21 protein-coding genes are annotated in these 24,325 nt (G+C 53.6%); 13 read left to right on the top strand and 8 right to left on the bottom strand.

The window, feature by feature from the left end:
* The first annotated feature begins 22 nt into the window (after nt 1–22).
* From astD to FFI95_RS00795, 4 genes are all read left to right on the top strand, one after another.
* Entirely contained in the window at nt 23–1,501 is a 1,479-nt protein-coding gene (astD, locus tag FFI95_RS00810) for a succinylglutamate-semialdehyde dehydrogenase (RefSeq protein WP_144820453.1), read from the top strand.
* A gap of 39 nt (nt 1,502–1,540) precedes the next feature.
* The gene (gene astB / locus FFI95_RS00805) at nt 1,541–2,887 is read left to right on the top strand and encodes an N-succinylarginine dihydrolase (protein ID WP_144820452.1); all 1,347 of its coding nucleotides are present in this window, start codon (nt 1,541–1,543) and stop codon (nt 2,885–2,887) included.
* Between the two features lie 118 nt (nt 2,888–3,005).
* Nucleotides 3,006–4,085, top strand: a complete 1,080-nt coding sequence (locus FFI95_RS00800) for an efflux RND transporter periplasmic adaptor subunit (RefSeq protein WP_144820451.1) — start codon at nt 3,006–3,008, stop codon at nt 4,083–4,085.
* A complete protein-coding gene (locus tag FFI95_RS00795; RefSeq protein ID WP_144820450.1) occupies nt 4,085–7,111 on the top strand; it encodes an efflux RND transporter permease subunit in 3,027 nt (1,008 codons plus the stop codon). The genes FFI95_RS00800 and FFI95_RS00795 overlap by 1 nt, the downstream gene beginning before the upstream one ends.
* Here the strand turns inward: FFI95_RS00795 and FFI95_RS00790 are convergent.
* From FFI95_RS00790 to FFI95_RS00770, 5 genes are all read right to left on the bottom strand, one after another.
* Nucleotides 7,092–8,129, bottom strand: a complete 1,038-nt coding sequence (locus tag FFI95_RS00790; protein ID WP_144820449.1) for a succinylglutamate desuccinylase — start codon at nt 8,127–8,129, stop codon at nt 7,092–7,094. The genes FFI95_RS00795 and FFI95_RS00790 overlap by 20 nt on opposite strands.
* A gap of 44 nt (nt 8,130–8,173) precedes the next feature.
* On the bottom strand, nt 8,174–8,896 hold the full coding sequence (locus FFI95_RS00785) for an ABC transporter permease (RefSeq protein WP_144820448.1): 723 nt from the start codon (nt 8,894–8,896) through the stop codon (nt 8,174–8,176).
* Nucleotides 8,896–9,603: an ABC transporter permease gene (locus tag FFI95_RS00780; protein ID WP_144820447.1), complete on the bottom strand. Its 708-nt coding sequence runs from the start codon at nt 9,601–9,603 to the stop codon at nt 8,896–8,898. Before FFI95_RS00780 ends, FFI95_RS00785 begins: the two co-directional genes overlap by 1 nt.
* Before the next feature lie 54 nt (nt 9,604–9,657).
* The gene (locus FFI95_RS00775) at nt 9,658–10,410 is read right to left on the bottom strand and encodes a transporter substrate-binding domain-containing protein (protein ID WP_144820446.1); all 753 of its coding nucleotides are present in this window, start codon (nt 10,408–10,410) and stop codon (nt 9,658–9,660) included.
* Between the two features lie 88 nt (nt 10,411–10,498).
* Nucleotides 10,499–11,269 (bottom strand): ABC transporter ATP-binding protein, encoded by a 771-nt coding sequence (locus FFI95_RS00770; RefSeq protein WP_144820445.1) that lies wholly within the window; start codon nt 11,267–11,269, stop codon nt 10,499–10,501.
* A gap of 172 nt (nt 11,270–11,441) precedes the next feature.
* On the opposite strand from FFI95_RS00770, the gene FFI95_RS00765 reads away from it, so the two are divergent.
* Both FFI95_RS00765 and FFI95_RS00760 read left to right on the top strand, forming a co-directional pair.
* Nucleotides 11,442–11,873: a DUF4124 domain-containing protein gene (locus tag FFI95_RS00765; protein ID WP_144820444.1), complete on the top strand. Its 432-nt coding sequence runs from the start codon at nt 11,442–11,444 to the stop codon at nt 11,871–11,873.
* Nucleotides 11,874–11,942: 69 nt separating this feature from the next.
* Nucleotides 11,943–13,145: a multidrug effflux MFS transporter gene (locus FFI95_RS00760; protein ID WP_144820443.1), complete on the top strand. Its 1,203-nt coding sequence runs from the start codon at nt 11,943–11,945 to the stop codon at nt 13,143–13,145.
* Between the two features lie 11 nt (nt 13,146–13,156).
* Here the strand turns inward: FFI95_RS00760 and FFI95_RS00755 are convergent, their stop codons facing one another.
* A complete protein-coding gene (locus FFI95_RS00755) occupies nt 13,157–14,893 on the bottom strand; it encodes a SulP family inorganic anion transporter (protein ID WP_144820442.1) in 1,737 nt (578 codons plus the stop codon).
* A gap of 130 nt (nt 14,894–15,023) precedes the next feature.
* Here FFI95_RS00755 and FFI95_RS00750 point away from each other — a divergent pair, with 130 nt between their 5' ends.
* The 7 genes from FFI95_RS00750 (at nt 15,024) to FFI95_RS00720 (ending at nt 21,368) form a co-directional block, all read left to right on the top strand.
* Nucleotides 15,024–15,452 (top strand): universal stress protein, encoded by a 429-nt coding sequence (locus tag FFI95_RS00750; RefSeq protein WP_144820441.1) that lies wholly within the window; start codon nt 15,024–15,026, stop codon nt 15,450–15,452.
* A gap of 120 nt (nt 15,453–15,572) precedes the next feature.
* A complete protein-coding gene (locus FFI95_RS00745) occupies nt 15,573–16,823 on the top strand; it encodes an aromatic amino acid transporter (protein ID WP_144820440.1) in 1,251 nt (416 codons plus the stop codon).
* 185 nt (nt 16,824–17,008) lie between these two features.
* Nucleotides 17,009–17,554 (top strand): PEP-CTERM sorting domain-containing protein, encoded by a 546-nt coding sequence (locus tag FFI95_RS15420; protein ID WP_144820439.1) that lies wholly within the window; start codon nt 17,009–17,011, stop codon nt 17,552–17,554.
* A gap of 446 nt (nt 17,555–18,000) precedes the next feature.
* Nucleotides 18,001–19,365, top strand: a complete 1,365-nt coding sequence (locus FFI95_RS00735) for a phage integrase central domain-containing protein (protein ID WP_144820438.1) — start codon at nt 18,001–18,003, stop codon at nt 19,363–19,365.
* Nucleotides 19,366–19,474: 109 nt separating this feature from the next.
* Entirely contained in the window at nt 19,475–20,527 is a 1,053-nt protein-coding gene (locus tag FFI95_RS00730; protein ID WP_144820437.1) for a tyrosine-type recombinase/integrase, read from the top strand.
* 269 nt (nt 20,528–20,796) lie between these two features.
* On the top strand, nt 20,797–20,961 hold the full coding sequence (locus tag FFI95_RS00725) for a hypothetical protein (protein ID WP_144820436.1): 165 nt from the start codon (nt 20,797–20,799) through the stop codon (nt 20,959–20,961).
* Nucleotides 20,962–21,194: 233 nt separating this feature from the next.
* The gene (locus FFI95_RS00720; RefSeq protein WP_144820435.1) at nt 21,195–21,368 is read left to right on the top strand and encodes a helix-turn-helix transcriptional regulator; all 174 of its coding nucleotides are present in this window, start codon (nt 21,195–21,197) and stop codon (nt 21,366–21,368) included.
* 142 nt (nt 21,369–21,510) lie between these two features.
* Here the strand turns inward: FFI95_RS00720 and FFI95_RS00715 are convergent, their stop codons facing one another.
* Nucleotides 21,511–22,347, bottom strand: a complete 837-nt coding sequence (locus FFI95_RS00715) for a hypothetical protein (RefSeq protein ID WP_144820434.1) — start codon at nt 22,345–22,347, stop codon at nt 21,511–21,513.
* A gap of 257 nt (nt 22,348–22,604) precedes the next feature.
* Nucleotides 22,605–23,858: a hypothetical protein gene (locus FFI95_RS00710; protein WP_144820433.1), complete on the bottom strand. Its 1,254-nt coding sequence runs from the start codon at nt 23,856–23,858 to the stop codon at nt 22,605–22,607.
* Nucleotides 23,859–24,325: the final 467 nt, after the last annotated feature.

The raw sequence follows: 24,325 nt of genomic DNA, 5'->3' as shown, positions 1-24,325 counted from the left end.
CCGGTAATGAAGGTGTAAATATATGGCAAACCTGACAGGCGATCTATTTATTGGCGGCTTGTGGCTTACCGGCCATGGAGACGAGTTCGAGTCGGTTCAGCCCGTCACCGGCGACACAGTCTGGGAAGGTGTAGATGCCAACCTTGCGGACGTGGATGCTGCGATGCGTGAAGCCCGTGGGGCGTTTCTGAAGTGGCGCCGCAAGAGCTTTGCGGAACGCCAGGCGGTGGTTGAGGCATTTGCTGAGTTGCTGGAGTCTGAGAAGGAAGAACTGGCGCACCAGATTGGCCTTGAAACCGGGAAGCCCCTATGGGAGTCCCGCACCGAGGTTGCGGCCATGATCGGCAAGATAGGCATCTCTGTGAAGGCTTATAAAGACCGCACGGGGTATTCCGAGCATGATGTGGCTGGCGGCCAGGCAGTCCTTCGTCACCGGCCTCACGGTGTGGTGGCTGTTTTTGGACCTTACAATTTCCCGGGGCATCTGCCCAATGGCCACATTGTTCCGGCGCTGCTGGCAGGTAACGCCGTAGTTTTCAAACCCAGCGAGCAGGCCCCGGGTGTGGCAGAGTTCACCGTGAGGCTGTGGGAGAAAGCCGGTCTTCCGGATGGCGTGATGAATCTGGTTCAGGGAGGTACAAACACCGGCAAGTCCCTGGCCGGGCATCCGATGGTTGACGGGCTGTTCTTTACAGGCAGTTCCGCGGTCGGGCATCAGCTGCATGAGCAGCTTGGCGGTCAGCCGGAGAAAATCCTGGCTCTGGAAATGGGCGGCAACAACCCGTTGATTGTCCAGGACACAGCGGATATCGATGGTGCTGTGCACCACGCCTTGCAATCGGCTTTTCTGTCAGCAGGGCAACGTTGTACCTGTGCTCGCAGGCTTCTGGTTCCGAAAGGCAAAAAGGGTGATGAATTTCTTAACCGGCTGGTGGCAGTGTCATCCCGGGCTCAGGTGGGAGAATTCGATGCCAGCCCGCAACCATTTATGGGTTCGGTTATTTCCGCACAGGCGGCAGAAAAGTTGCTGGCTGCGCAGAAGGATATGCTGGCACAAGGTGCTCGGCCGCTGCTTGAAATGAAACAGATCAGGCCGGATACCGGTCTGCTGTCACCTGGTATAGTGGATGTCACGGGGCTGGAGTTACCCGATGACGAGTTGTTCGGGCCGTTACTGAAAGTGTATCGCTACAAAAGCTTTGATGATGCACTGGAGCTGGCCAACGATACCCGGTTCGGGCTTTCGGCGGGGCTTCTTTCCGACGACCGCAGGCTCTACGAGCGTTTTCTGGAAGAGACACGGGCAGGCATTGTGAACTGGAACCGGCCTCTGACCGGCGCCAGCAGTGCGGCTCCCTTTGGCGGTGTAGGAGCCAGTGGGAACCATCGTGCCAGTGCTTATTATGCGGCGGATTATTGCGCCTGGCCCATGGCTTCGCTGGAAGCAAATAAGAGCGAGTTGCCCGGGGAACTGGCGCCGGGGCTGAGCTTTAAAGAATAAGCCGTACTTACTGAAACCCGACAGGCGGAGTGCGTCGCTATGGTAAAGCATGCGGTTGAGGTGAATTTTGATGGCCTGGTAGGCCCCACCCACAATTACGCGGGCCTGTCGTGGGGCAATGTCGCCTCCGGGGCGAATGTCAATGCGGTGTCCAACCCCCGGGAGGCGGCACTTCAGGGCTTGGCGAAAATGAAGCGCCTGGCGGACCGTGGCTATACGCAGTGTATTTTGCCACCCCATGCGCGTCCCCACATTCCATCACTGCAGGCGTTGGGTTTCAGTGGTACCGAAGCGCAGATACTGGAGCGGGCGGCCAGGTCTGCTCCGTCGATTCTGGCGGCTGTGGCCTCGGCGTCACCCATGTGGACAGCCAATGCTGCCACTGTGTCGCCCAGTGCCGATACCGCAGATCATCGGGTTCACTTCACGCCGGCCAACCTCAGCGCCAAGTTTCACCGCTCTATTGAGCATGCGGTAACCGGCCGTGTGCTCAAGTCCATCTTTGCCGATGAAACGTATTTTACCCACCACCCGGCATTGCCCTCAGTCAGCCATTTCGGTGATGAAGGGGCAGCGAACCATACCCGCCTGTGCAGCCAGTATGGCGAGCCCGGGGTGGAGTTGTTCGTATATGGTCAGGTTGCCTTCAATGAGCAGGCAATGGCGCCCCGAACCTACCCGGCCAGACAGACCCTGGAAGCATCGCAGGCCATTGCCCGCTTGCACGGTCTTAAAGACAGGAACCGGGTATTTGCGCAGCAGAACCCTCTGGCAATTGATGCCGGCGTGTTCCATAACGACGTGATTGCGGTAGGCAACGGCAACACCCTGTTTTATCACGATATGGCGTTTTTAAACGAAGCGCAGATGCTGGAAGAAGTTCGTGAGCGCCTGACTGGAGCAGAACTTGAAACAGTGCGCGTAAGCAGTACGGACGTACCTCTTGAGGATGCGGTTGCCTCCTACCTGTTTAACAGTCAGCTTCTGAACACCCCTGATGGAATGTTGCTGGCGGTTCCGGGGGAGTGCAGGGAAGTTGTCTCTGTGAGCCGCTACCTGGATACATTGCTGGCCAGTGACGGCCCCATCACGGCTGTGGAAGTGTTTGATGTGAAGCAGTCCATGCGTAACGGCGGCGGCCCTGCCTGCCTGCGCCTGCGAGTCGTTCTTAACGATGATGAACTGCACGCCATGCACCAGGGCGTGATTCTTACGGATGCATTGTACGAGCGCCTGACCACCTGGGTGGAAACCCATTACCGCAATGAGCTGACCCGTGCAGACCTGGCGGATCCCATGCTGCTGGAAGAAGTACGCAAAGCACTGGATGAGCTGACCGGCATTCTTGGGCTGGGCGCAGTTTACGATTTTCAGAGAGCGGTCTGACAAAGCGCAGACAAAGGCTGAGAAGTAGTCGGGGGCATTCTGCTTAAAGCAGCTGTATAATCGCCCGGCCGCCCGGACCTGCGCCGATAGCAAACCTTAGCCTGAATAAGACCACTCTATGACACCATTCCGTACCCTCGCGACTCTTTTTTTTCTTGTTGTTCCCGGGTTATTTCTTGTCGGCTGCAAAACCGGGGATGCGCAAGATACTCCGGCTGAGCCCGTGGTGTCTGTACGTGCATCCGAAGTAACCGGTGGCCAGGCCCGGGACATTCCCCTGCGTTTTTCCGGCATTGTACGTTCCACCCAAAGAGCCACGCTGACGTTTCAGGTAAGTGGTACGCTCAGGGAACGGGCTGTGGAGCTGGGCCAGACAGTGGCAGCCGGCGATGTACTTGCCCGGGTTTATAACCCGGCACTGGAGCCGGCTCAGGACTCCGCCCGGGCGAGACTGGAAGAGTTGAACACTCAGTATGACCAGGCCAGCCGCGAATGGGAACGATCCAGCCGCTTGCATGAGCGGGGTGTGGTGTCCGAGCAGAACCTGGAACAAATCGCCGCCCGCCGTGATTCCCTGAAAGCCAGTGTGGCCACCGCCCGGGCATCGCTGGCCGAAGCCACCCAACTACTTCAGGAAAGCACACTGAAAGCGCCATTTCCCGGTCGCGTTGAAGCCCTGTTGGTAGAAAACGATGAGTTTGTTGCCGCCGGCCAGCCGGTCATGCGCCTGTCCTCACCGGAAGGGCAGGAAGTAGAGGTGCGTGTTCCGGCTTACCTGCTGGGCCATGTTTCGCTGGCGCAGTCATTACCTGTCTGGCCCACACGTAATCGCAACGCAACGCCGGTGACCGGGACGGTTGTTGAAATTGCTCAGGCAGGCGCCATCCGTGGAGAGCTTCACCCGGTGCTGGTCAGTCTGCCAGCCGATACACTTGAGACCGGCGAGCCGGTTGAAGTCGGCATCACACCCTTACAGCCGTCCGCCATGACGGTTCCGCTTTTGTCAGTGATCCGCAGTGCCGAAGGTATGATGGTCTTCCGGGTAAAGGACGGTATCGCCAGACGTGTGCCAATAGAGGTTGAGCGGGTCGTGGGTGAGCGCGTGGTTGTTCGCACCGGAGAGCTGCAGCCAGGGGACCAGGTGGTATATGCCGGAACCACACGCCTGGTTGACGGTGATGCCGTGGAGGTGCGTTGATGACGCGCCGGCTGCTTAACTACCAGCGATTGCTGGGGATGGTGGTAACCATGCTTTGCCTGCTGGGAATTGCGGCTTATAGCACTATGCCTCGTCAGGAAGACCCGTCTTTCCCGTACCGGGCGGGAATGATCACAGTGAACTACGCTGGCGCCAGCGCCGATGCTGTGGAGCGTTTAGTGCTCCGGCCTTTGGTGGATGAGTTGCGCCAGGTAGAAGAAGTGGATGTTTCCGAGGGCACGGCCCGCACGGGTGTTGCGCTGGTCAAAGTGCGCCTGAACGACACTATTTATGATACCGACCCGGCCTGGGATCGGGTGCGCCAGGCCATGGAGCGGGCCCGGCTGGATTTCCCCGATGATGTTGGCCAGATGGTGCTGGATGACCGGTTGATTGACAATCCCGCGATTGTTCTGGCCGTGGGCGGTTCCTACTCGGTAAGTGAGCTTTCAGGCGTTGCCGAGCGGCTTAAGCAGAACTTATCGGATGTGCCCGGCGTCTCCCGTATAGAGCTGCAGGGGGACGCCGATGAGCAGATTACCCTGGCTCTGGATGATGCAGCCTTGTACCGGCTGGGCGTCTCCCCGGCGCGCATTCTGGAGACACTGGCACAGCGTAACCAGACAACACCCGGTGGGTTTGTGGTGGTGGACGGCCGCCGACTCTCGGTATTGCCCAACACAGAATTTACCGACATTGATGCCATTCGTGCCACTCCGATTGAACTTCCGGATGGCAGCCAGATGCCGTTGGCGGCCGTTGCCGATGTGTGGCGTGGCCCGGCGGAACCGCGCCAGCCGGAAACCTGGTTCGATGGTGAGCGGGTGGTGTTGTTGTCCCTGATTATGGAAGAGGGCAGCACCGACGCCATTCGCTTTGGTGAGCGGGTGCGGGAGCGGGTTTCCCGGATTCGCTCAGATTTTGAGCCCTATGACATCCGTGAAATGTTCTTTCAGCCGGACAAGGTTTCCGAGCGCCTGGATAATCTTGCCTGGAGTCTGGTGCTCTCGGTTCTGATCATAGTGGCCGTAGTGTTCACCGGTATGGGGATCCGCATGGGGCTGCTGGTGGCCTCCATTCTGCCCCTGGTGGCGTTGATCAGTGTCGGGCTATACGATCTTGGGGGCGGTGTACTGCACCAGATTGCCGTGATTGGCATGGTGATTTCTCTGGGTATTCTCATTGATAACGCCATCGTGATTGTTGAGAACATTCAGGGGCATCTGGACCAGGGCGTGCGCCGCCTGGATGCCTTGCAAAAAGCAGTGAGTGAGCTTGCGGGCCCGCTGGGCGCCTCAACCGGCACAACACTCGCAGCCTTCACACCGCTTTTGCTGGCCAAAGGGGGCGCGGCAGACTTCACTCGCGGGGTGCCAGTGATGATTATGCTCACTCTGTCTGTAAGCTACCTGCTGGCAATTTCTGTTGTGCCTTTACTGGCGGCCCGTTTTCTTCAGCCGAGGCGTAATGCCGGGGCAGACAAGCTGCTCGGCCTGGCACGTTTTCTCGGGAGCCTGGTCTACCGTCACCCGAGGCGGTTGATTGCTGCGGGCGCATTACTGGTTACGATCAGCCTGGCTATGACGGCGTTTATGGCTCAGCAGTTTTTCCCGAATGCCGACAGGCCGCGGGTTATAGTTGAGCTGTATATGCCAGAAGGGACCGACCAGTCCCGCACCGCCGAGGCTGCGGCCCGTCTGGAACAGGCGATAAGCACGCAACCAGAGGCTTTGAGTATTCACCGCTTTGTCGGCTTTACCGGCCCTGCCTTCTACTATAACTTGCAGCGTGCACCCCAGGCGCCAAACCGGGGCAGGCTCGTGGTGACCACGCCGGCTCTGGGAGACACCACGGAGATGATTCGCTGGATCCGCACCTATGTAAACGCGCAAATGCCGGAGCTGGACGTGGGCGTCGGCGTGCTCGGACAGGGTCCGCCAAGCGCCGCTCCTGTAGAAGTGCGTGTGTATCACGGGGATGAGCAGACACGCCTGCGTGCTACAGAACACTTGTACAGCGCTCTGCGTAACGTGGAAGGTACTGTAGATGTTCGCCATGATCTGGATATTGGCGTGCCCAGCATTGCCATTAACGTAGATGACGCCACCGCCGCCCGTTACGGACTCAGCCGTGCTGATGTCGCGCAAAGTCTATACGGCCAGAGCTTTGGTGTTGTGGCTGAGCGGTACCGGCAGGAGAAAGATCCGATTCCACTGGTATTGCGCTCCCGGGAGGGCACGTCTTTGTCACTGGAGCGTCTGCTGTCTGTGAATATCTATAATGACAGCGGGCAAGCCGTACCTTTGTCTGCCGTGGCCAGTGTGAAAACCACCTGGGAGCCCGCCGCCCGAAATCTGCGTAACGGCACCCGGCTGAACACTGTCACCGCAAATCTGTTGACCGGCTACAGCTTCAGCCAGGCACTGGATGGCCTGGAGCGTTCGCTGGAAGAAGATCCGTTGCCCGAAGGGACCCGACTGGAAATGGGAGGCGATGCCGAAGGCTCGGATGATGCCAACGGCGCCCTGTTAACAGCGGCCCCAATGGGTATGCTCTTGCTGCTTTTCTTTTTGTTGTTGCAGTTCAATTCGTTCCGGCGGGTTGGCATTATTTTGCTGACCGTACCGCTGGCGACCGTGGGCATATTTCCGGGCCTGGTTATTTCGGGCTCACCTTTCGGTTTTCAGTCGTTGCTGGGGGTAATTGCACTGGTGGGGATTGTGGTAAACAACGCCATTGTCCTGCTTGATGTTATGGATAGGGAGCTGGAGAAGGGCGAGAATATCCACGAAGCCATGCGTGCCGCCGTTATCCAGAGAACCCGGCCAATTCTGCTGACCACCGCCACCACTGTAGCCGGGTTGTTACCGCTGGCGTTTTCCAGCTCCACCCTCTGGCCTCCCATGGCCTGGGCCATTATCTCGGGGCTGCTGGCTTCAACTGTGCTGACACTTCTGGTGATTCCGGCGGTGTGCACACAGCTGATCCGGGTAAAGGTGGCAGAACCTATAAACGCACCGGCCTGATCATCAGGCCGACCCGCTGACCAACAGGCACATCCGGGTTGGGAAACACAATGGCCTGCGGCGTTTGTTCTACCCGGTAACAGGTGTCGTCATCCTCCCAGATGACGGTGCCTGGCGGGTACTCGGTAAAGTTGGCAACAGTGTCCGGAATATAAAACCGGAAGTTTTTCCCTGTGTTCAGTATTTCATGCACCACCTCAAACGTCGTGAGACGGTTGGCTGAAGATGGCTTCTCCGGTGCTGGTGCACCGCAAAATCTTCGCCGCAGTGCCGTTTTAATGCCTTCAAAACGCTGCAGTTCATTCATCCCGAACGGGCGAACCTTGCCCAGTTCCACGGTAAAACTTTCTGCCCCCAGAAAGGACGCCGAAAACGAGCAGAACGTTGTAGCCGCCTCATGCTGAAGCAGCAGAGTGCCTACCTCTGCCTCCAGCAGGAAATCACACTGCGCCTTAGGAACCTGCCGTCCCGGCACAAAGGGATAGAGTGCAAACTTTTCCCGCCTGGAGGGTCTGATGGCCGTATGCAAATCATAATGAGACAGAGCCTGCGGGTGTATTTTTGCAAACTCCCGGCAGGTCTCTTCCAGAAACTGCGCCCGAGCCGCTTCAGGCAGACCTTTATAGGTGAGCTTGTCATGTGCGCCGCTGAACAGTCGGTTCAGGTTGGTATCCATAAACCGCTCCCCGGCTACCATAGCCGGCGGATTCCCCAGAATCAGCAGAAGCGGGCAGGCCAGTGGCCACTCTCCGTTTAATAGCTCGCTGAGCAGTGCATTCAGAATTTCAATCGGGGCGGTCTCGTTGCCGTGGATTCCAGCGGAGACAATCAGGGCCTCATGGTTCGGATTTTCACGGTTGGGCGGCGGTGTGACGAGTAAAACGCCCACCGCTTTACGCACGATGCAAGTGCCATCCGGGAGCGTGGTTTGAATTTCCGGGAGGGATTCAGTGGCGTTGGCAAGAGTATGTGATAGCCAGTCAGAATCGGAATCAAATAATCGTGTGGATGTAGCCATGAGGAGCCCCCGGAAGTCACTGGCGCCAGAAAGCCATAATGGGCTCAGGAGCGCGCAGGCCGCTGATGCCGCAGCAGATGACTCTCAAGTTTGCGGAATGCGAACACCAGAATAAACGTTAACAGCATGTAGCAAAGTGCGACGAAGGTAAACGCTTCAAACGGCGCATAAAACCGTGAGTATATATTCCGCGCAGCGCCAGTCAGGTCCACAATCGTGACCACACTCGCTATGGCGCTCGAGTGCAGCATAAAAATAACCTCATTGGAGTACGCCTGCACCGCTCGCCGTGCGGCACTGGGCAGCACAATGCGTCGCATACGCATAAACCAGTTCATACCGTAGGCTTTTGCAGCCTCAATTTCGCCGTGTGGCGTTGAAACAATGGCACCGCGGATAATCTCCGTGGTATAAGCACAGGTATTGAGAGTAAAAGCCAGCAGGGCAGGGTAGAAAGGCTCCCGGAAAATCGCCCACCAGAAGGTTTCCTGAATTCCGGGGATCTGGGCAATGCCGTAATAAATAATATACAGCTGAACAAGCAGAGGGGTGCCCCGGAAAAGATAGGTGTACAGCCACACCGGGCCGGACACAAACGGGTTTTTAAAAGTGCGCAGGATTGCCAGCGGAACAGCAAACAAAAGCCCGATTACCAGACACAAAAAGACCAGTTGAACGGTGGTTACCATTCCATCCCAGTATTCCATGAGGGTCATGGCGGTAAAAATTTCGTTCTGGTCCAGCCAGGCAGCAAGAAAATCAGGCATTATTGATTCCCCTGGGCAACGCCAACATTGGCGCGCTTATCAAGCCATTTAATGAATAATTCAGAGCCGGCTGTAAGGGCAAGGTAAACAAAGGCCACCGGGATGAAAAAGTGGAAGGGCATGCGTTCGGCTTTGGCGGCTTCTTCCGCCACACGCACCATATCGGTCAGTCCGATAATAGACACAAGCGCTGTCGTCTTGAGCAGTACCTGCCAGTTATTGCCAATGCCAGGCAGGGCATGGCGAAGCATTTGCGGCACCATAATCCGGCGGAACGTGTGCCAGCGACTGAACCCATAGGCCCGGGCAGCTTCAATTTGCCCGGTTTCAACCGCCAGAAAAGCACCCCGGAAGGTTTCAGTCATGTAGGCACCGAAAATCAGTCCAATGGTTATGATGCCCGAGATGAACGGGTCAAACTGAAAGAAGAAATCGATGCCATAGGCTTCCCATACATAGTCGGAAAGCATGTTTACGCCCACCTGGCCGCCATAGTAAAACAGCAGCATCATGACCAGATCAGGAACGCCACGAACCAGAGTGGTGTAGAAGGTTGCTATACCAACAGCAAGGCGGCTACCGGACAGTTTGGCGGCAGCACCCAGCAGCCCGAGAGTGAGCGCGAGCGCAAGAGACAGGAAGGCGAGCTCTATGGTGACAACAGCCCCGTCGAGCAGGGCCGGACCATAGCCTTTCAGATCTAGCATGGAAAAGTCCGGTAGTCAGAGGCAACCTTCAGGCTGCCTCTGAAGCTGGTTTATTCAGATCTTCACATCGTATGTGAAGTACTTCTTCATAATGGTGTCGTAGGTGCCATCTTCTTTAATCGTGCGGAACGCTTCGTTAACCTCTTCCGCGATGGCTTTGTCGCGCTTACGCATGGCAACAGCAACACCTTTACCCAGTTTTACGGGTTCGCCCACTTCCTTGAAACCATCCTTAGACAGAACAGTCTGTTCGCCTACCGGGTAATCCACGAATACCACATCCAGCCGCTGGCCTTCGAGATCAAGGACCATATCATCGGCAGTGGTATAACGTTTGATAGTAACAACGTTACCCATGTTTTCCGTCACATAGGTGTCCATGGTGGTGCCGCGCTGAACGCCTACGGTTTTGCCTTTCATGGCGTCCATATCGGTTACGTCGGTGTCGAAGTCTTCAGGGCCGAACCAGCCACCAGGGGTAATATAGTACGGCTCGGAAAACAGCACCCGCTTGGCGCGCTCATCTGTAATCGACATGGAAGACATGATCAGGTCAAATTTCCGTGCCAGCAATCCCGGAATCATGCCGTCCCACGCCTGGATAACAAACTCACAGTTTGCCTGCATTTCTTCACAGATAGCGGACGCCAGGTCGACTTCAAAGCCTGTCAGCTCACCGTTCTCATCTTTGTACTCGAAGGGCTTGTAGGGAATATCAAAAGCGATGCGCAAATCCCGCCCTTCAGCGTGGGCTCCGCCGGCGAGTATAGCCAGAACACAGCCAGCTGCAATAATCAGATTCTTCATGGGTTAATTCTCCATTAGCGCGCCAGTGAGGCGTTATTTTTCTGTGGAACTTTTTTTTATCCGACATTCATTACGATAGCACTGAGCGTCAGAACTTGGGAGCGAGGAATTGCTTCATGCGCTCCGAATCCGGTTGGTTAAACACCTTATCCGGAGTTCCCTGCTCTTCTATCACGCCCTGGTGCAGAAACAGCACCTGAGACGACACATCCCTTGCAAACGCCATCTCGTGGGTTACAACGATCATGGTGCGGCCTTCCTCAGCCAGACTTTGCATAACTTTGAGCACCTCTCCAACCAGCTCCGGGTCCAGAGCTGAGGTTGGCTCATCAAACAGCATGACTTCCGGTTCCATCGCTAAGGCCCTGGCAATGGCGGCCCTCTGTTGCTGACCGCCGGACATCTGCGCCGGATAATAATCCTTGCGCTCGTAGATGCCGACTTTATTCAGGTAGGCTTCCGCCCGCTCAATTGCCTCTTTCCGGGGAACCTTCAGTACATGGATCGGCGCCTCGGTAATGTTTTCCAGTACGGTCATGTGGGACCACAGGTTAAAACCCTGGAACACCATAGAGAGTTTGGCGCGGATCAGTTCTACCTGTTTGTTGTCGGCCGGAATCCGCTGCCCTTTGCGGTTTTTGGTAAACCGGACCGGATCGCCGTGAACAATAATATCACCGGAGGTCGGCGTTTCGAGCAGGTTGATGCAGCGTAAAAATGTGCTTTTGCCAGAGCCGGAGCTGCCGATCAGAGAGACAACATCTCCCTTGCGGGTTTCCAGTGAAATACCTTTGAGTACTTCCAGGTCAGCAAAGGTTTTATGAATGTCCCTGCAGATCAAAGGTGACTGGTCTGCCATGGATGGCTCCTGAAGCTGGTATTTTAAGGCGCTTATTGTGGCGTACTGAGTGTTCAATGCAAGTGTTTTGCCGCTTTTGGGAAGGGCTGCGGATATGACCGTACATTACAGTCCCTGCCGGTAGGGGTATACTGCTGCGACATTTAGCAAGGCCACAGGGAGTGGGATTTCTATGCCAGGGATTATGGCAGTTGCGTTTCTTGTATGTGTGTTTTCGCCACTGGCTGTTTCCGGGGTTTATACCTGGACGGATGAAAGTGGTGCGGTCCATTACTCTGATAGTCCGCCGGCGGGTCAGGAACATCAACCCGTGAATGTTGCAGAGCCGATCATTGTGCCCGGGGTTGAAGCCCCCGGTGATCCGCGTGACCGGAGCCGTGCAAAGCGCTCCTCTTCAGTGAATGCTAAAGCCGGCGCTGAACCTGTGGAAGCTAAGGCAGAGGCAGTCGCGCAGCAGGAGAGAGTCTGTGCGGGCTACCGCCAGAAATTGGCCCGTGTGCAGGCGCAATTACGGGCAGGTTACGGCAATAAGAAAGGTAACAGCCTGCGTCGTAAACGGCGTAAGCTGAATCGGCTTCTGGGCCGCGAGTGTATTCTGCGCTGATGCTGTAGGATGACGCTTTATAAGCACCCTAACAAACTGAGGTTTTCCGTTTTGTCTGGTTATTCAGGTATGAATACAGCACCTTTATCACACTTTCAGCTGGCCGTACTTCTCGGTATGACTGTTGCCTTAGGCCCTTTGGCGCTGGATGCCTACCTGCCTGCTTTTCCGGCAATAGCCGATGAGCTGGGCGTTGGTCATGGCGGCGTAGGTCTGACTCTTAGTGCTTACGTAGGAGCGCTTGGGTTGGCGCAGTTGCTGGCAGGCCCGTTATCCGATCGCTACGGGCGGCAGCAGATTCTGTTTTTTGGCCTGCTTGTGTTTGCCGGTGCCGCCTACATGGTTACCCTGGCACATACCCTGCCCGAGATGCTTGGCTGGCGGGTAATTCAGGGGGTTGGCGGGGCCTTTTGTGCCGTCTCAGTGCCGGCCATTGTCCGGGACCAGACCAGCGGCCAGAATGCAGCCCGGCTGTTCGGGTTGATTGGTCTTGTGATGTTCATTGCGCCGGCTGCCGCACCCTCTATTGGTTCTATGCTGCTGTATTTCAGTGACTGGCCCGCTATTTTTCTGATGCTGACGGGTTATGCCGTGTTGCTGGCGGCAATCCTGCACTTTGTGTTGTTCCGGCGTCTGCCCCTCAGGCCGAAAGAGTACACGCCGGTCTCTACGCTGGTCACCAACTACGGGCTGGTGCTGCGCCACCGCGTAACCATGCGGTTTGTAGGGTTACAGGCGTTATGCTTCAGTGCCATGCTGGTGTTTATTACCCATGCGTCGTTTATCTATCAGGAGTGGTTCGGGCTCTCGAACAGCATGTTCTCCGGTTTGTTTGCGGCTAACATTGTCGCCATGGCAAGTATGAACCTGCTTAACCGGTCTTTACTCAATAAATATCAATCGGTACGAATTCTCCGGACTTGCGTGCTTTTACAGGCAACTGCTATTGCCACACTGGTTTTTTTCGCCTGGGCGGATGCGCCTTACTGGGTGATTGCGGCCTGCATAATTGCAGCTGTGGGCTTTATGGGGGCAATCATACCTAACAATATGGCGAATGCGCTGGAGGCATTCCCCAAGCTGGGAGGCACAGCCGCGGCAATGCTTGGGGCGACACAGTTTACGGTAGCCGGTGCTGTCAGTGCGCTCTCTGCCGCCCTGGCAGGCGGCAGTCTGTTGCCCATTGTGTTGGTAATGGCGGTGTGTGTCTTCGGTGCAGCTATATTGGCTGCAGGCGGGCCGGCAGCGGTGGAACGGCAACAGCTGGCTTAATCGCGCAGTCCTCAGCGCCGCCGCTTGTTAGCGTTAGTCTGCTTTGCAATAGACGCTCTGGTGCTGATGCCCTGGTCAATATAAAGCACGGCGTCTGTTATCTGGGGGAACATATGCTCATCCAGAACATACTCGCGCAGAGCCGCTGACTGGGTAAGAATGTCCCGGACAGGGCCAATGAGGCTGACCAGGTACAGTTGAATGCCCTGTTCCCTCAGGTTTTCAATAACGCTTTCGAGCATGATCAGCGAGGTGGTATCAATGCTGCTGATAGATTGTGCGTCTAGTATTACGGCCTTGAGTGCTCCCTCGGGCCGTTGCTTTATGAGCTTATAAAGGCCGGTCTTGAAATAGTCTTTATTGGCGAAGTACAGGGGCGCATCAAAGCGGAAAATCAGCACATCCTTGCGCACGCTGATGCTTTCAAAGCGATGGATGTTGCGGTAAAGGTCTTCGCCATCGAGCTTGCCCAGTTCTGTCATGTGTGGTGTCGTGCTGTTGTAAATAACCAGCACCAAAGACACGGCCACGCCCACCAGTAACCCCTGTTGCACACCCAGAAGAAGGGTGATCACGAACGTAACCAACAGAATTGCGAACTCTTTTTTATCCTGCCGGAACAGTGATTTCATTTCCTTGTATTTGAACAGCCCCAGAACCGACATGATAATAATGGCCGCCAGAACCGCTTTGGGCAGGGGGTAATCTGCAAACAAAGGTGTCAGAAAGAGCACGGTAATGGCAATCAGCCCCGAGGAAACAATGGCGGAGACCTGGGTGAGTGCGCCTGCATCCCGTAGCGCGGCGCTGCGGGAAAAGCTGGCAGACACCGGAAAGCTGCGGAACATGGCCCCGAGGGCGTTCGCCAGACCCAGCGCAATCAACTCCTGATTGGGTTGTACACTGCGCTTGTCTTTGGGGGATTCCTGCGACTTGCAGATAGACATGGTGCCCACAAAACCCATCAGTGCCACGGTAAACGCAACCGGAAGCAGCTGCCCGAGTTTCGCAAAGTCGATTTCCGGGAAGTGCAGCGCCGGAAAACCGCTGGGTACGGAATTGATCACTTCCACGCCGGCCTGCCCGGCATGAAACAGCCCCGACAGCAGCATGGTACTCACCAGCAGAATCAGAGCGTTTGGTAGCTTGGGCATATGGCGTTTGCAGAAGAATATGAAGGCCAGGCTTACCACGGAGATGCCCACAGTAATCCCATGCCAGTTACTGATATTCAGCAGCAGTTGCCAGGCCAGCTCCAGCACATTAGAGCTGTCCACGTGTACGCCCGTCAGGCTTTGCAGCTGGCTCCCGATAATAATGAGGGCGGCGGCAGACGTATAACCAACAACCACCGGATAGGAAAGGAAGTTAACAATAAAGCCGAACCGCAAAACGCCAAACAGAAACTGGATCAGGCCCACCAGCAACGTTAATTCGACGGCCAGCTGAAGGTATTGGTCGGAGCCGGGCTCGGCAAGAACACTGAGGCCGGAGAGAATAAGCACAGCATCCAGGGCCACAGGCCCGATAGAAATCTTGTTGGATGTCCCCAGCAACGCATACAGAAGCGGGGGGAAGATCGAGGCATAGAGCCCGAACTCGGGTGGCAGGCCAGCAAGTACCGCATAGCCCATGCTTTGCGGGATCAGCATAACGCCGATTACAAGACCTGAGACGACATCCTGTCTGAAAGTACGGGTTGTGTATCCCTGAAGCCAAAGCAGGCCGGGCAGTAGTTTGTAAAGCATAGAACAGGTGTTCGCTGGAGGCTGGCCCGTAAGTGTGTGGAAATCAATAAGCTGAATCAAGAGATAAAAACAATCGTCTATTATGTTACGGTAGGGGAAAGTCAACAATAGAACTTATAGGGAGAGCAATATGTCAGGTTTTGTGGTTGCCTGTGACGGTTCCAGTCATTCCGGAAAAGCGGCAAAGGTTGCAGCTCAGCTAGCCAAAGCGACCGGCCAGAAACTCACGCTTTTGACGGTGTTTCCCAACTCCGAGATTGAGCGGATGGTGGTCAGCGGCATAATGCCGGAAAAGATCGACGAAGAAGTGGCTGCATTCGGCGAAGAAGCATTCCATGCTGCAAAAGAGGCGGTTGGTGATACGGCTGAACTGGCTGAAGATGTTCTTCTCCGGGGCGATCCCGCCAAACAGGTTCTGGACTACCTGGAAAAACACCCGGGCTCACACCTGGTTCTGGGGCGTCGCGGTCATTCTCTGGTGCGCAGCCTGACCTTGGGCAGCGTCAGCGAAAAGGTCGTCAGACACGCAGATGCACCGGTTACGGTTGTGACTGAGTAATATCCAGCGCACAGACAGGCACCTACCAGCATGTGCTGGCATGGTGCCTGTAAGCTTCTCTGGGCCAGCAGACACTGAAAGTGTTAAAGTCTTCGGCTTTCTCTGACCTGCGGAGGCTTGATGGCTGCCCTGAACTCCCCCCGAACATCCCACCCAGCCCCCTCGCTGACTGGCGGTGCCAGCATTATTGCCAGCGTATGCATTGGCGCGGGTATGCTTGGCCTGCCCAGCTCCGGGGCAGGCGCCTGGACATTGTGGTCCGCTCTGGCGCTCATGCTTACCATGGTGGTTATGACCCTGTCTGGCTGGATGCTCCTGGAAGCCTTCAAGCACTACGACCTCAGGGCTTCATTTAATACCGTTACCAAGTCCATGCTGGGCCCCCGAATTAATGTTTTCAGCAACCTGACAGTGTATTTTGTGGGCGGCATTCTGCTTTACGCCTATATCACGTCATCCGGTTTGATCATCCAGAGCATGACGGGGGTGGACAGTAAGCTGGCCTCGGTGGTGTTCGTGCTGCTGTTTTCGCTGGTGGTCTGGCATTCGACCCGGGCCGTGGACCGGCTTTCAGTAGTGCTTGTCACCTTTATGCTATTGAGCTTTGTTCTGGGCGTATCCGGGCTGGCCTCCAGAATTGACCTGGGCATTCTGTTTAACACTACTGACCCAGGCGGCCGGTACGCACCCTATGCAATGGCCATGCTGCCAGTGGCATTGACGTCCTTTGGTTATCACCACTCCGTAGCCTCCCTACGCGCTTATTATGGCGAAGAGCGAAAGGCACAAAAGGCCATTCTAGGCGGCACCCTGGTGGCGCTGCTGTTTTATCTTGCCTGGCTGGTCAGCATCTTCGGCAACCTGCCCCGTGCCGACTTTGGGCCGGTCGTAGCTCAGGGCGGTGACGTGGATGTGCTCCTGGCAGCTCTGGGGTTTGCCATCGATTCAGAGCGGGTAGCCACCATTATCAGCGCCTTCTCTTCTGCAGCCATCCTGTCATCGTTTGTAGGCGTTGGCCTGGGCACATTCGATTTTATGGCAGACCTGCTGGGCTTCAAGAACGACCGTAAGGGACGAACCAAAACCTGGGCCATCACATTTCTTCCACCGTTATTGCTCTCGCTGCTCTCACCGTTTGGCTTTGTACTGGCCATCGGCTACGCCGGTGCTGCGGCTGCGGTCTGGGCGTGCATTATTCCGGCACTGCTGGCAAGAAAATCAAGAATGCTGGAAGGCGGGAAAACCGGATTTATGGCGCCGGGTGGCAAAGCTGCCATAGCTCTGGTGCTGGTTTTCGGGGTGCTGACCATACTCTTCCACTTTATGGGGCTGGCGGGGCTGTTGCCGGAGGCTGAGCTGGGGGCGGTGTAATTTAGGTTAGGTCAGGAGCTTTGCGTCTCGGACCAGGTGTGTCTGAAAAATTTACACTTCTACTTTTTGTTTGAAAAGCTACTTTCTTAAGTCGTTGTATTTGTAAGATATTGCATGCTGTGGGCCAGATTTTGCGTGAATCGTAAAGCGTAAGTTGTTATTCGATTCATAAAAGGGAAGCAGCGATGAAAGCTACAGTTCGACTATTAGTACTAAACACTTTTGCATTACTTTTGCTGGCCGCTAATTCAGCACAGGGCGGACCGATGTCGTGCACCTCCGCGACTACCTATACGTTGTCTGATGCTGCGAATAGCGCATGTTTCAGTGGCAACGATAGCAATGAAATTGATGCAAGTTTTTCACTTTTTGGAATGACCGGATGGGTGCTTGCGGACAAGAACGACGGTCCAGATGGTGATGGTGTCATTAACTTCACCACCGCACCGAGTAACGGTAGCGAATCTGGAAACTGGGCAATCGATACACTGGCAGGACTGAATAATGTCGTGATCACGCTTAAGGCAGGGAATGGATTCGGGGCATTTCTCCTTGATCAATCCGTTAGTGACCCGCTCTCCGGTTCATGGGAGTCAGGAAAAGACTTGTCCCATGCCTCGATTTATTACAATGGGCAGCCGACAACTGAAGTGCCGGAGCCAGGTACGCTGGCTTTGATCAGCTTAGGACTGTTGGGCCTTGGTATAAGTAGGAGAAGGGCTCATAAGTAATGCTAATGAAAGTGCCAGTCTCACAGAGAGGCTGGTGTTTTCTTGCAGGAGTTCTTCCTCGTGTATCGTTCGTTTATTTATTGTCGGTTAAACGTTTTTTCAGAGCCAGCAGCAAAAGCTTGCTTGTATTTTAGACGGTAGAGGTTGTAATCAGTCAGATTAACCCGTATTTACCAAACCTGCTTACACATTGCTTGCATTTCTGGTTTCCAGAAACAACAAAGCCCGCACAGAGCGGGCTAAGTTATTGAATCTTAATGGTGCCCGGAGGCGGCACCATTTTCATGTCTCATTTCATTGCATACCGTCTCTAACTGTTTGATCTGTATTATTAAATCTTCCTGATCGCTCAAATTTCAGTATCGTTTTGTCCTATCAAACCGCGCTCAATTGCACGGTTAATGATGGGACAGATGATGGGGCACTGAGCTTCGGGAGGTTAGAAAATGCCTAAAGTTGTACCAGAGCTGACGGCTATTCAGGTCAAGCGACTGACCCACGGGACAGTCAAAAAATCGGGGAAGGGTAGAAAGATTGGTGACCCATGTCCGGCGCTGCATGCGGTGGGTGGTGTTTCGGGGCTGAACTTATATTGCCGGCCACCAGCTCCATCGAGTACGGTGGGTGCGCGCTCTTGGATATTAAGAACGGTCGTTGGCTCAAGGCGTATCGATCTGGGGTTGGGGCCTTACCCTGAGGTTTCCCTCGCTCAAGCGAGAGAAAAAGCCGGCGCCCTCAAGGATCGCATCCGTTTCGAGGGCCACGATCCAATAGCGGCAAAAAAAGCGGCAAAATCAAAGCTGCTGGCAGAGCAGGCAAAGCAGAGAACCTTTGCGGATGTCGCACAACAATACTTCGAGAAAAAGTGCCTTGAGTTTTCAGGGAAGAATCCAGAGAAACAGAGACGGAGGCTGGAGCAGCACCTTGAGGACTACTGCCTCCCGGAGCTAGGCAATATCTTGATGTCGGACCTTGAGCCCCGGCATGTCGTCCAAGCGTTAAACCCGATCTGGATAGAGAAAACATCCACGGCAGTGAGGGTGCGAATCACAATTTATAATGTATGTGAAATGGTTCGGCATGACGGGATACTCCGAAACGGGCTGAATCCGGCCCACTGGCGCGGCAATCTGGAAAACTTCCTCGCATCCCCAGCTGCTATTCATGATGAGGAGCACCAACCAACAGTCGGGTACGAAGGCCTTCCTCGATTTTGGATGCGGCTCCAGGAGCGCGATGCTATTCCAGCTCGTGCTCTGGAGTTTCAAATTCTCACTGTAGCCCGCCCGGGAGAGGTGCGATTTGCAGAGTGGTCAGAGATAGACTTTAAGGGGCGAGTTTGGACGGTTCCGGGATGGAAGCTCAAGGGCCGTCGTGACAAGAAAAAGGACCACAAGATTCCTCTGACTGACCGGGCTATTGAGATTCTAAAAATGATGCCCCGGGACAACGGAGCATACATTTTCCCTGGATACCGGGGAAAAGAAACGATGAGCGAAAACGCTCTTAACCTGACGGTGAAAGAGATACACCAGGCTGACATTAAGGCTGGCGGAGACGGCTTTCTCGATCCGGAAACCGGGAAAATTGCGACAGCTCATGGGATGCGGGCCGCCTTCAAGGATTGGGCGACGGAAATCGGTAACGTGGAGGATTATGTTTCCGAGCTTGCGCTGTCTCATATCGACACCTCATCCACTCGCGCGGCATACAAGCGAGGGCAGCTGATTCCAAAACGCCGAAAGCTCATGAAGGCGTTCGAAAAATACCTGTCCTCTCTTTCCCGCTCCGAGAAGGTGAGCAAGAAATAAGCCAGAAGCAGGTGCGCCTAATTTCAATAATCGGTTAATTAGGCGCGCCAACTACTTCTCTGATTTCATTAATATATTTCTTGCAAGCTTATTTTTCTTGGAGAAAGCTATGAAAATCAATCGTAATCAAGACATTGATGTTAAACCTATTCTGAACAGCATTCCCGGTCCAATCCTGGTCGAGACACCGGTTTTTGCAACTGTCGCTCAACAATACTATGAGATGAAATGCAGCGCGTTTGCCGGACGCCACGCTGAGAAGCAGGCGCTGAGATTGCAGATGATTCTGGAAAAGTACTGTTTGCCTTCACTCGCTGATATTCCGATGACTAAACTCAAGACGGGTGATGTTTTGCAGGTGCTGAAACCCATCTGGGAGGAGAAAACAGCGGTTGCTGAGCGGGTACGGGTTACCATTTCAAGGATTTTCGAAATGGCGCAGGCGCTTGGCATTTGCCAAGAGGTTTCTAATCCGGCTGGCTGGTCAAACAATTTGGAGTTCTTTCTGCCGCAGCCCTCAGCGATCTTCCAGCCAACGTACCCGCCTGCGATTAATTATCGAGACCTTCCCCGGTTTTTCCGTGTGTCGCGGAGTTTGGATTCAACCCAAGTACGAGCGTTGGAGGTTATGGTGCTCACGGCTGCACGAGCAGACGAAGTCCGTACTGCGCTCTGGAGAGATTTTGATATCAGGAAAAGGTTATGGACAATTCCAGCGTCGAAAATCAGGTACCAGCGTAATGGGTGGGACCACATGGTACCTATCCCCGAGAGAGTGATCGAGATTCTGGAATCCTTGCCACGGAGTGAGACTGACGCTGTATTCCCCGGGCTCAGGGGGCGGGAATTCCTGGGGGAACACGCTCTAAACAATGCCATAAAGAGGGTGCATGAAGTGGATCTGGAAAACGGCGGGCCAGGATTTCTTGACCCGGAAACCGGGAGAGTTGCTACTGCTTCTGGAATGCGCCGTGCCTTTAAAGCGTTTGCTTTAGAGGAAGCAGGAGCTTCAGAGCACCTCGTTAAGCTCGCGCTGTCCCAGTTGGATAAGGCAACGGTTAAGCAATCACCGATTCTGGTGCAGGCTGTATCAAAGCGGCGCGTGCTCATGGAACAGTTCGCGAAGTACGTTTTTTCCCTTGATAATAGCAGCCGAGAATAAAATGTAGGTTGGTACTCAGTGGCCGGTTGCCAGCTAAGGGCAATGGGCCACTGCCTCCTTTTCCGGACCATCCTGGTTTCAGGCTTCGGCTTCATCCGAGAAAGCACTGAACGCTTGACCTAAAAATCATTGGAATTAATGCTTTAAGAGATTATCTCGCAAAAATTCCGATTTTCCCGCCAATCGCGCTGCTTACCACTGTCGCCGCGCTCGGTACATTTATCGGTGTCCATCACGGACAGCCAATAAACCGAGTAGAGAACATTCCCATGAGTAAGAAAGTATCCGCAAAGCCCATGACCAAATCCGATGCAGCTCGCATCCAGAGCGCCACCGCCCAACAAAATGGTGGTCAGGTACCTCATACGTTCAACGGCGGCATTTCTCCCGTTGCCGCTGAGGAAAACCTTAATAGACTGTCCGGGATTAGTTGACCACTACAGTCGCACATAGATACTTCGTCCACTCGGGCAGCCTATAAAAGAGGACAGCTAATTCCAAAACGACGAAAGCTGATGAACTCTTTTGAAAGGTATCTCTCATCGCTCTCAGGCGATAGGAAGTAAATTGGCTAATTGCGATAAATCGTTAATTTGACGACGCTGAAAAGGCTCCAGAATCGATAAAGTATACATGCCATGTTAATTGAAATATTGAGGTAGTAGGTATGTATCATAATATTCGAGAAGTTGCTCAGCGGTTCGGGGTTGCGCCATCCACCATTTGGCGCTGGGTAAAAGACGGACTTTTTCCAAAGCCCTACAAATTCGGGCCAGCAACGACCCGGTGGTGTGAAGATGACATCAAAGCGTTTGAGGCCCAGTCAGCCACACAGAAATGAACTTTGATTCAAGACGGGCGGGGAATCACTTCCTGCTTTTGAGAAGAAGTTATGTAAGATGTTTTTTTAATTGGAGGACCCTGGGAAAGTCGGTGGAAAAACTGGGCTTTACCAGGGTCAACCGTCACTTAAATTATCCTTTTCAAGGCCTAATAAAGAGCTCAATAGTTCCATGGTCAAATACTGCAGGCGGGAATTGCTTGCCGTCGTGCTCTGAAGCCTTGGAATAGTAGAACATCGTCTCAGGGAGATGTTCAGTTACTTTTCCAATGAAGGTCAGCTCATCTTCAGCATTGTCATCCTCGCAGTACATGTAGGTTTCAGGATAACTGTGCCCTCCTGCCTCAACCACATAACCGTAACCATTCTCAGAAATGTAGCTAGGGATTTTCTCAAGCTCATCTGAAATGGTCCAGCTGTGAAGGTTGAAAACTGTGTAGCAAGAGTTTCCGTCTCGAATTGCACCGCCGGCTTCGCCAATGTAATAAGGCCCTTGAAAAGTTACGTGGAGCTCCCTCAGGTGAGTGTAGATCTCGTCCTCACTAGAACCCATGTCCTTCACTGCTTTAACAGTTGCCTCTGTCAAAGATTTAATCATCCAATCCATGGCCGTTTCTTTGTTTGGAGCTTTATCTTCTGGGATCCAGATGACCAAAGATTTTCGGTCTCCATGCTCATCCGACTTTGCGAATGACTGAAGAAGCCCAAGGCCCAAACCTGCCGACCAATCCACTCCTAGGCCGTAGTCGCTTGTCCAGAGCGACGAGTCGATTGCCAGGCTGGCTCCGTCATAAAGGAGGGAGTCTTTCTGGCTTTCAGGGATCTCACTGTCATCGAGGTCACTGAGACCTACTGAATGGGTAAGATTCCAAGCTCGACTGTTTTCTTTGCTGTACTCCTGGATATTGTGTGATGCACAGCCATTTAGCGCAAGTGCAAGAATCGAGGTGATGGTAAGACGAGTAGCGCCAGTTTTCACACTGTTAGTTCCCTGAGCCAGTAGGTTTCATATGGGAGGTGATTTTAGCCTGCGTTTTAAATAGCAGGCTAAATCATAGTCTTATCTATGGTTGCCCTTGTCATTCATCATGACGAGAGACATATTTTGGGCTTGAAATATGGATTGCTACCCTTTTTCTTATTGTGACTTTGTGATTTCACTGATTGAGGCAAGCAGGTGCGCAATTCCGTAATTGAATAACGCAGTCAAAAAGCTCACTACGAAAAAGAGTTTATTTAATTGTCTATTAGTATCAATTCTGACATTTTGTTGTAGGTATTTTCGCCTGTAACACTTGTCTCTTTACCTTCGAGGTTATAGGCTGCCGACACCTTGTATGTGATATCAACTTCCTGATATTTCGAGTCGGCCGAAAATACATAACGAACCTTGTTCTTTTCACTGATCAATCTGTCAAGAGAGTACCGACTTTCAGACTGGGGCGGCAGTGCTTCTCTGGTATTCCAAGTTTTCGTATAGATACTAGTTCCATTATAAAAGCTCAGATTTTTCAGGGTTGCGAACGAAGATGATCGGTTTTTAAAAGTGACATATCTTCCGTTTACTTCCACTTCCATTGCATTGTCTTTTGCAACTAGGTTTCTGGGATAGAGGTAAAAATCCTTCTTGCCCGTTACCTGAAGGTTGACTGGTGCAACCATTTGGTCAGTACTGATATGGTATGTAAGTTCACCGCAATCAATGTCGAGTTTAAAGTGTGAGTAGCCAATTCCTTTGGAGCAGTCAACTTCGAAAATATCTTGAAGATTTTCGCGGCTCGTTGCAGCTCTCGAAATATTATCGAGATGCGTATAGAGAGCAGCTGCGCTTGGGTACACGGTTCGCTTTGATTCCTTATAGTCGATTGTTAACGCGAGATCTCTTGCGGAGGGTGACCCAAAAGAAAACCCGGTATTATTGGAAACCTTAATGTTGTAATCCACGGACTCTTTCATTTCTTCAAGACGAGAAGTGTTCAATCTGGCTTCAGCGATCAGATTTTTGGGATTGAACTCAATATCTTTAGCAAACTGTTGGTAGGCTTCGTTATAGCTTTGCTCAAACTGTTCCTGATCGAAAGCTACGCGACCCGGTGGCATGGTCAGCCAGAGTCCGAAAGTTAGTGAGGACAAGAAAGCCCAGTGGGTGGCCTGGCCGCCAGTCATACTTGTCTCTTCCCGGAAGAGGCTGCTGTTGGCTGTCTGGCATTTCAATTCCGGCTTGGCAATGCCTTTCAAGCACTGTTCCGGACTGGTATCCCACATTGGCCTATCATTTAGGAGACTGACCCATGGACCACTTCCCGGAACGTGGCCAACAGTGAATTGTGTAAATGCATACCCGCTGTCACTTTTTTCGAGTTTCGCGTAAATCGAACCGGAGTGTTCTTCGTTCAAAGGAGCAGAGGCGGCTTGTTGACTAACGCTGCTCTGCGTTGCGCACCCGCTCAGTGTCAGGGCCAATGTCCCGGCGAATATTGCTTTTTTCATTAATTTTAAACTCCTGAAGGCTATGACCATGGGGCAAACACCAATCGCACGTAGCATAAAGCGTCTCAGTTGCGCTTGTGTTTTAGTGAATATCTGTTTGCGACCCTGACAAATGCTGATGGATGAAGATGTTAATAACACGTAATGATTTTTTCGAGCCAAAATATGTATCGCAAGATTACACATTGTAAGTCAATGCAAAGTGTCAGCTTTCCAGCAAGTTACCTGCTATGTCCAAACCGCGACAGTGTTACACGTGCTTCCTGTGGCCTGCCTCCCGTGGTTCAATTGTCGGCGACCTGCAGGTGGTCAATTCAATGTTTCCGCTTGTCCCTCGCGGTAATCATGAGCTTCATAGCTTGAGGATGACATTCAGGCGTTTGAGAGGAAGTCTGTCAGACAAAAATGCTCTTTTAGCTTGTAGGGTGCAGGCTGAAACTGGCTGTTGAGAATGGCAGGCCGCAGTG

Origin of the sequence: Marinobacter piscis, from assembly GCF_007671655.1 — a bacterium.
In the GTDB taxonomy this organism is placed as follows: Bacteria; Pseudomonadota; Gammaproteobacteria; order Pseudomonadales; family Oleiphilaceae; genus Marinobacter; species Marinobacter piscensis.
This window is presented reverse-complemented; position numbering and strand designations above follow the sequence as displayed.

What these genes read in the sequence shown, in the direction of transcription:
- astD (WP_144820453.1), top strand. Translation starts at nt 23, where the DNA reads ATGGCAAACCTGACAGGCGATCTATTTATTGGCGGCTTGTGGCTTACC.
- astB (WP_144820452.1), top strand. Translation starts at nt 1,541, where the DNA reads ATGGTAAAGCATGCGGTTGAGGTGAATTTTGATGGCCTGGTAGGCCCC.
- FFI95_RS00800 (WP_144820451.1), top strand. Translation starts at nt 3,006, where the DNA reads ATGACACCATTCCGTACCCTCGCGACTCTTTTTTTTCTTGTTGTTCCC.
- FFI95_RS00795 (WP_144820450.1), top strand. Translation starts at nt 4,085, where the DNA reads ATGACGCGCCGGCTGCTTAACTACCAGCGATTGCTGGGGATGGTGGTA.
- FFI95_RS00790 (WP_144820449.1), bottom strand. Translation starts at nt 8,129, where the DNA reads ATGGCTACATCCACACGATTATTTGATTCCGATTCTGACTGGCTATCA.
- FFI95_RS00785 (WP_144820448.1), bottom strand. Translation starts at nt 8,896, where the DNA reads ATGCCTGATTTTCTTGCTGCCTGGCTGGACCAGAACGAAATTTTTACC.
- FFI95_RS00780 (WP_144820447.1), bottom strand. Translation starts at nt 9,603, where the DNA reads ATGCTAGATCTGAAAGGCTATGGTCCGGCCCTGCTCGACGGGGCTGTT.
- FFI95_RS00775 (WP_144820446.1), bottom strand. Translation starts at nt 10,410, where the DNA reads ATGAAGAATCTGATTATTGCAGCTGGCTGTGTTCTGGCTATACTCGCC.
- FFI95_RS00770 (WP_144820445.1), bottom strand. Translation starts at nt 11,269, where the DNA reads ATGGCAGACCAGTCACCTTTGATCTGCAGGGACATTCATAAAACCTTT.
- FFI95_RS00765 (WP_144820444.1), top strand. Translation starts at nt 11,442, where the DNA reads ATGCCAGGGATTATGGCAGTTGCGTTTCTTGTATGTGTGTTTTCGCCA.
- FFI95_RS00760 (WP_144820443.1), top strand. Translation starts at nt 11,943, where the DNA reads ATGAATACAGCACCTTTATCACACTTTCAGCTGGCCGTACTTCTCGGT.
- FFI95_RS00755 (WP_144820442.1), bottom strand. Translation starts at nt 14,893, where the DNA reads ATGCTTTACAAACTACTGCCCGGCCTGCTTTGGCTTCAGGGATACACA.
- FFI95_RS00750 (WP_144820441.1), top strand. Translation starts at nt 15,024, where the DNA reads ATGTCAGGTTTTGTGGTTGCCTGTGACGGTTCCAGTCATTCCGGAAAA.
- FFI95_RS00745 (WP_144820440.1), top strand. Translation starts at nt 15,573, where the DNA reads ATGGCTGCCCTGAACTCCCCCCGAACATCCCACCCAGCCCCCTCGCTG.
- FFI95_RS15420 (WP_144820439.1), top strand. Translation starts at nt 17,009, where the DNA reads ATGAAAGCTACAGTTCGACTATTAGTACTAAACACTTTTGCATTACTT.
- FFI95_RS00735 (WP_144820438.1), top strand. Translation starts at nt 18,001, where the DNA reads ATGCCTAAAGTTGTACCAGAGCTGACGGCTATTCAGGTCAAGCGACTG.
- FFI95_RS00730 (WP_144820437.1), top strand. Translation starts at nt 19,475, where the DNA reads ATGAAAATCAATCGTAATCAAGACATTGATGTTAAACCTATTCTGAAC.
- FFI95_RS00725 (WP_144820436.1), top strand. Translation starts at nt 20,797, where the DNA reads ATGAGTAAGAAAGTATCCGCAAAGCCCATGACCAAATCCGATGCAGCT.
- FFI95_RS00720 (WP_144820435.1), top strand. Translation starts at nt 21,195, where the DNA reads ATGTATCATAATATTCGAGAAGTTGCTCAGCGGTTCGGGGTTGCGCCA.
- FFI95_RS00710 (WP_144820433.1), bottom strand. Translation starts at nt 23,858, where the DNA reads ATGAAAAAAGCAATATTCGCCGGGACATTGGCCCTGACACTGAGCGGG.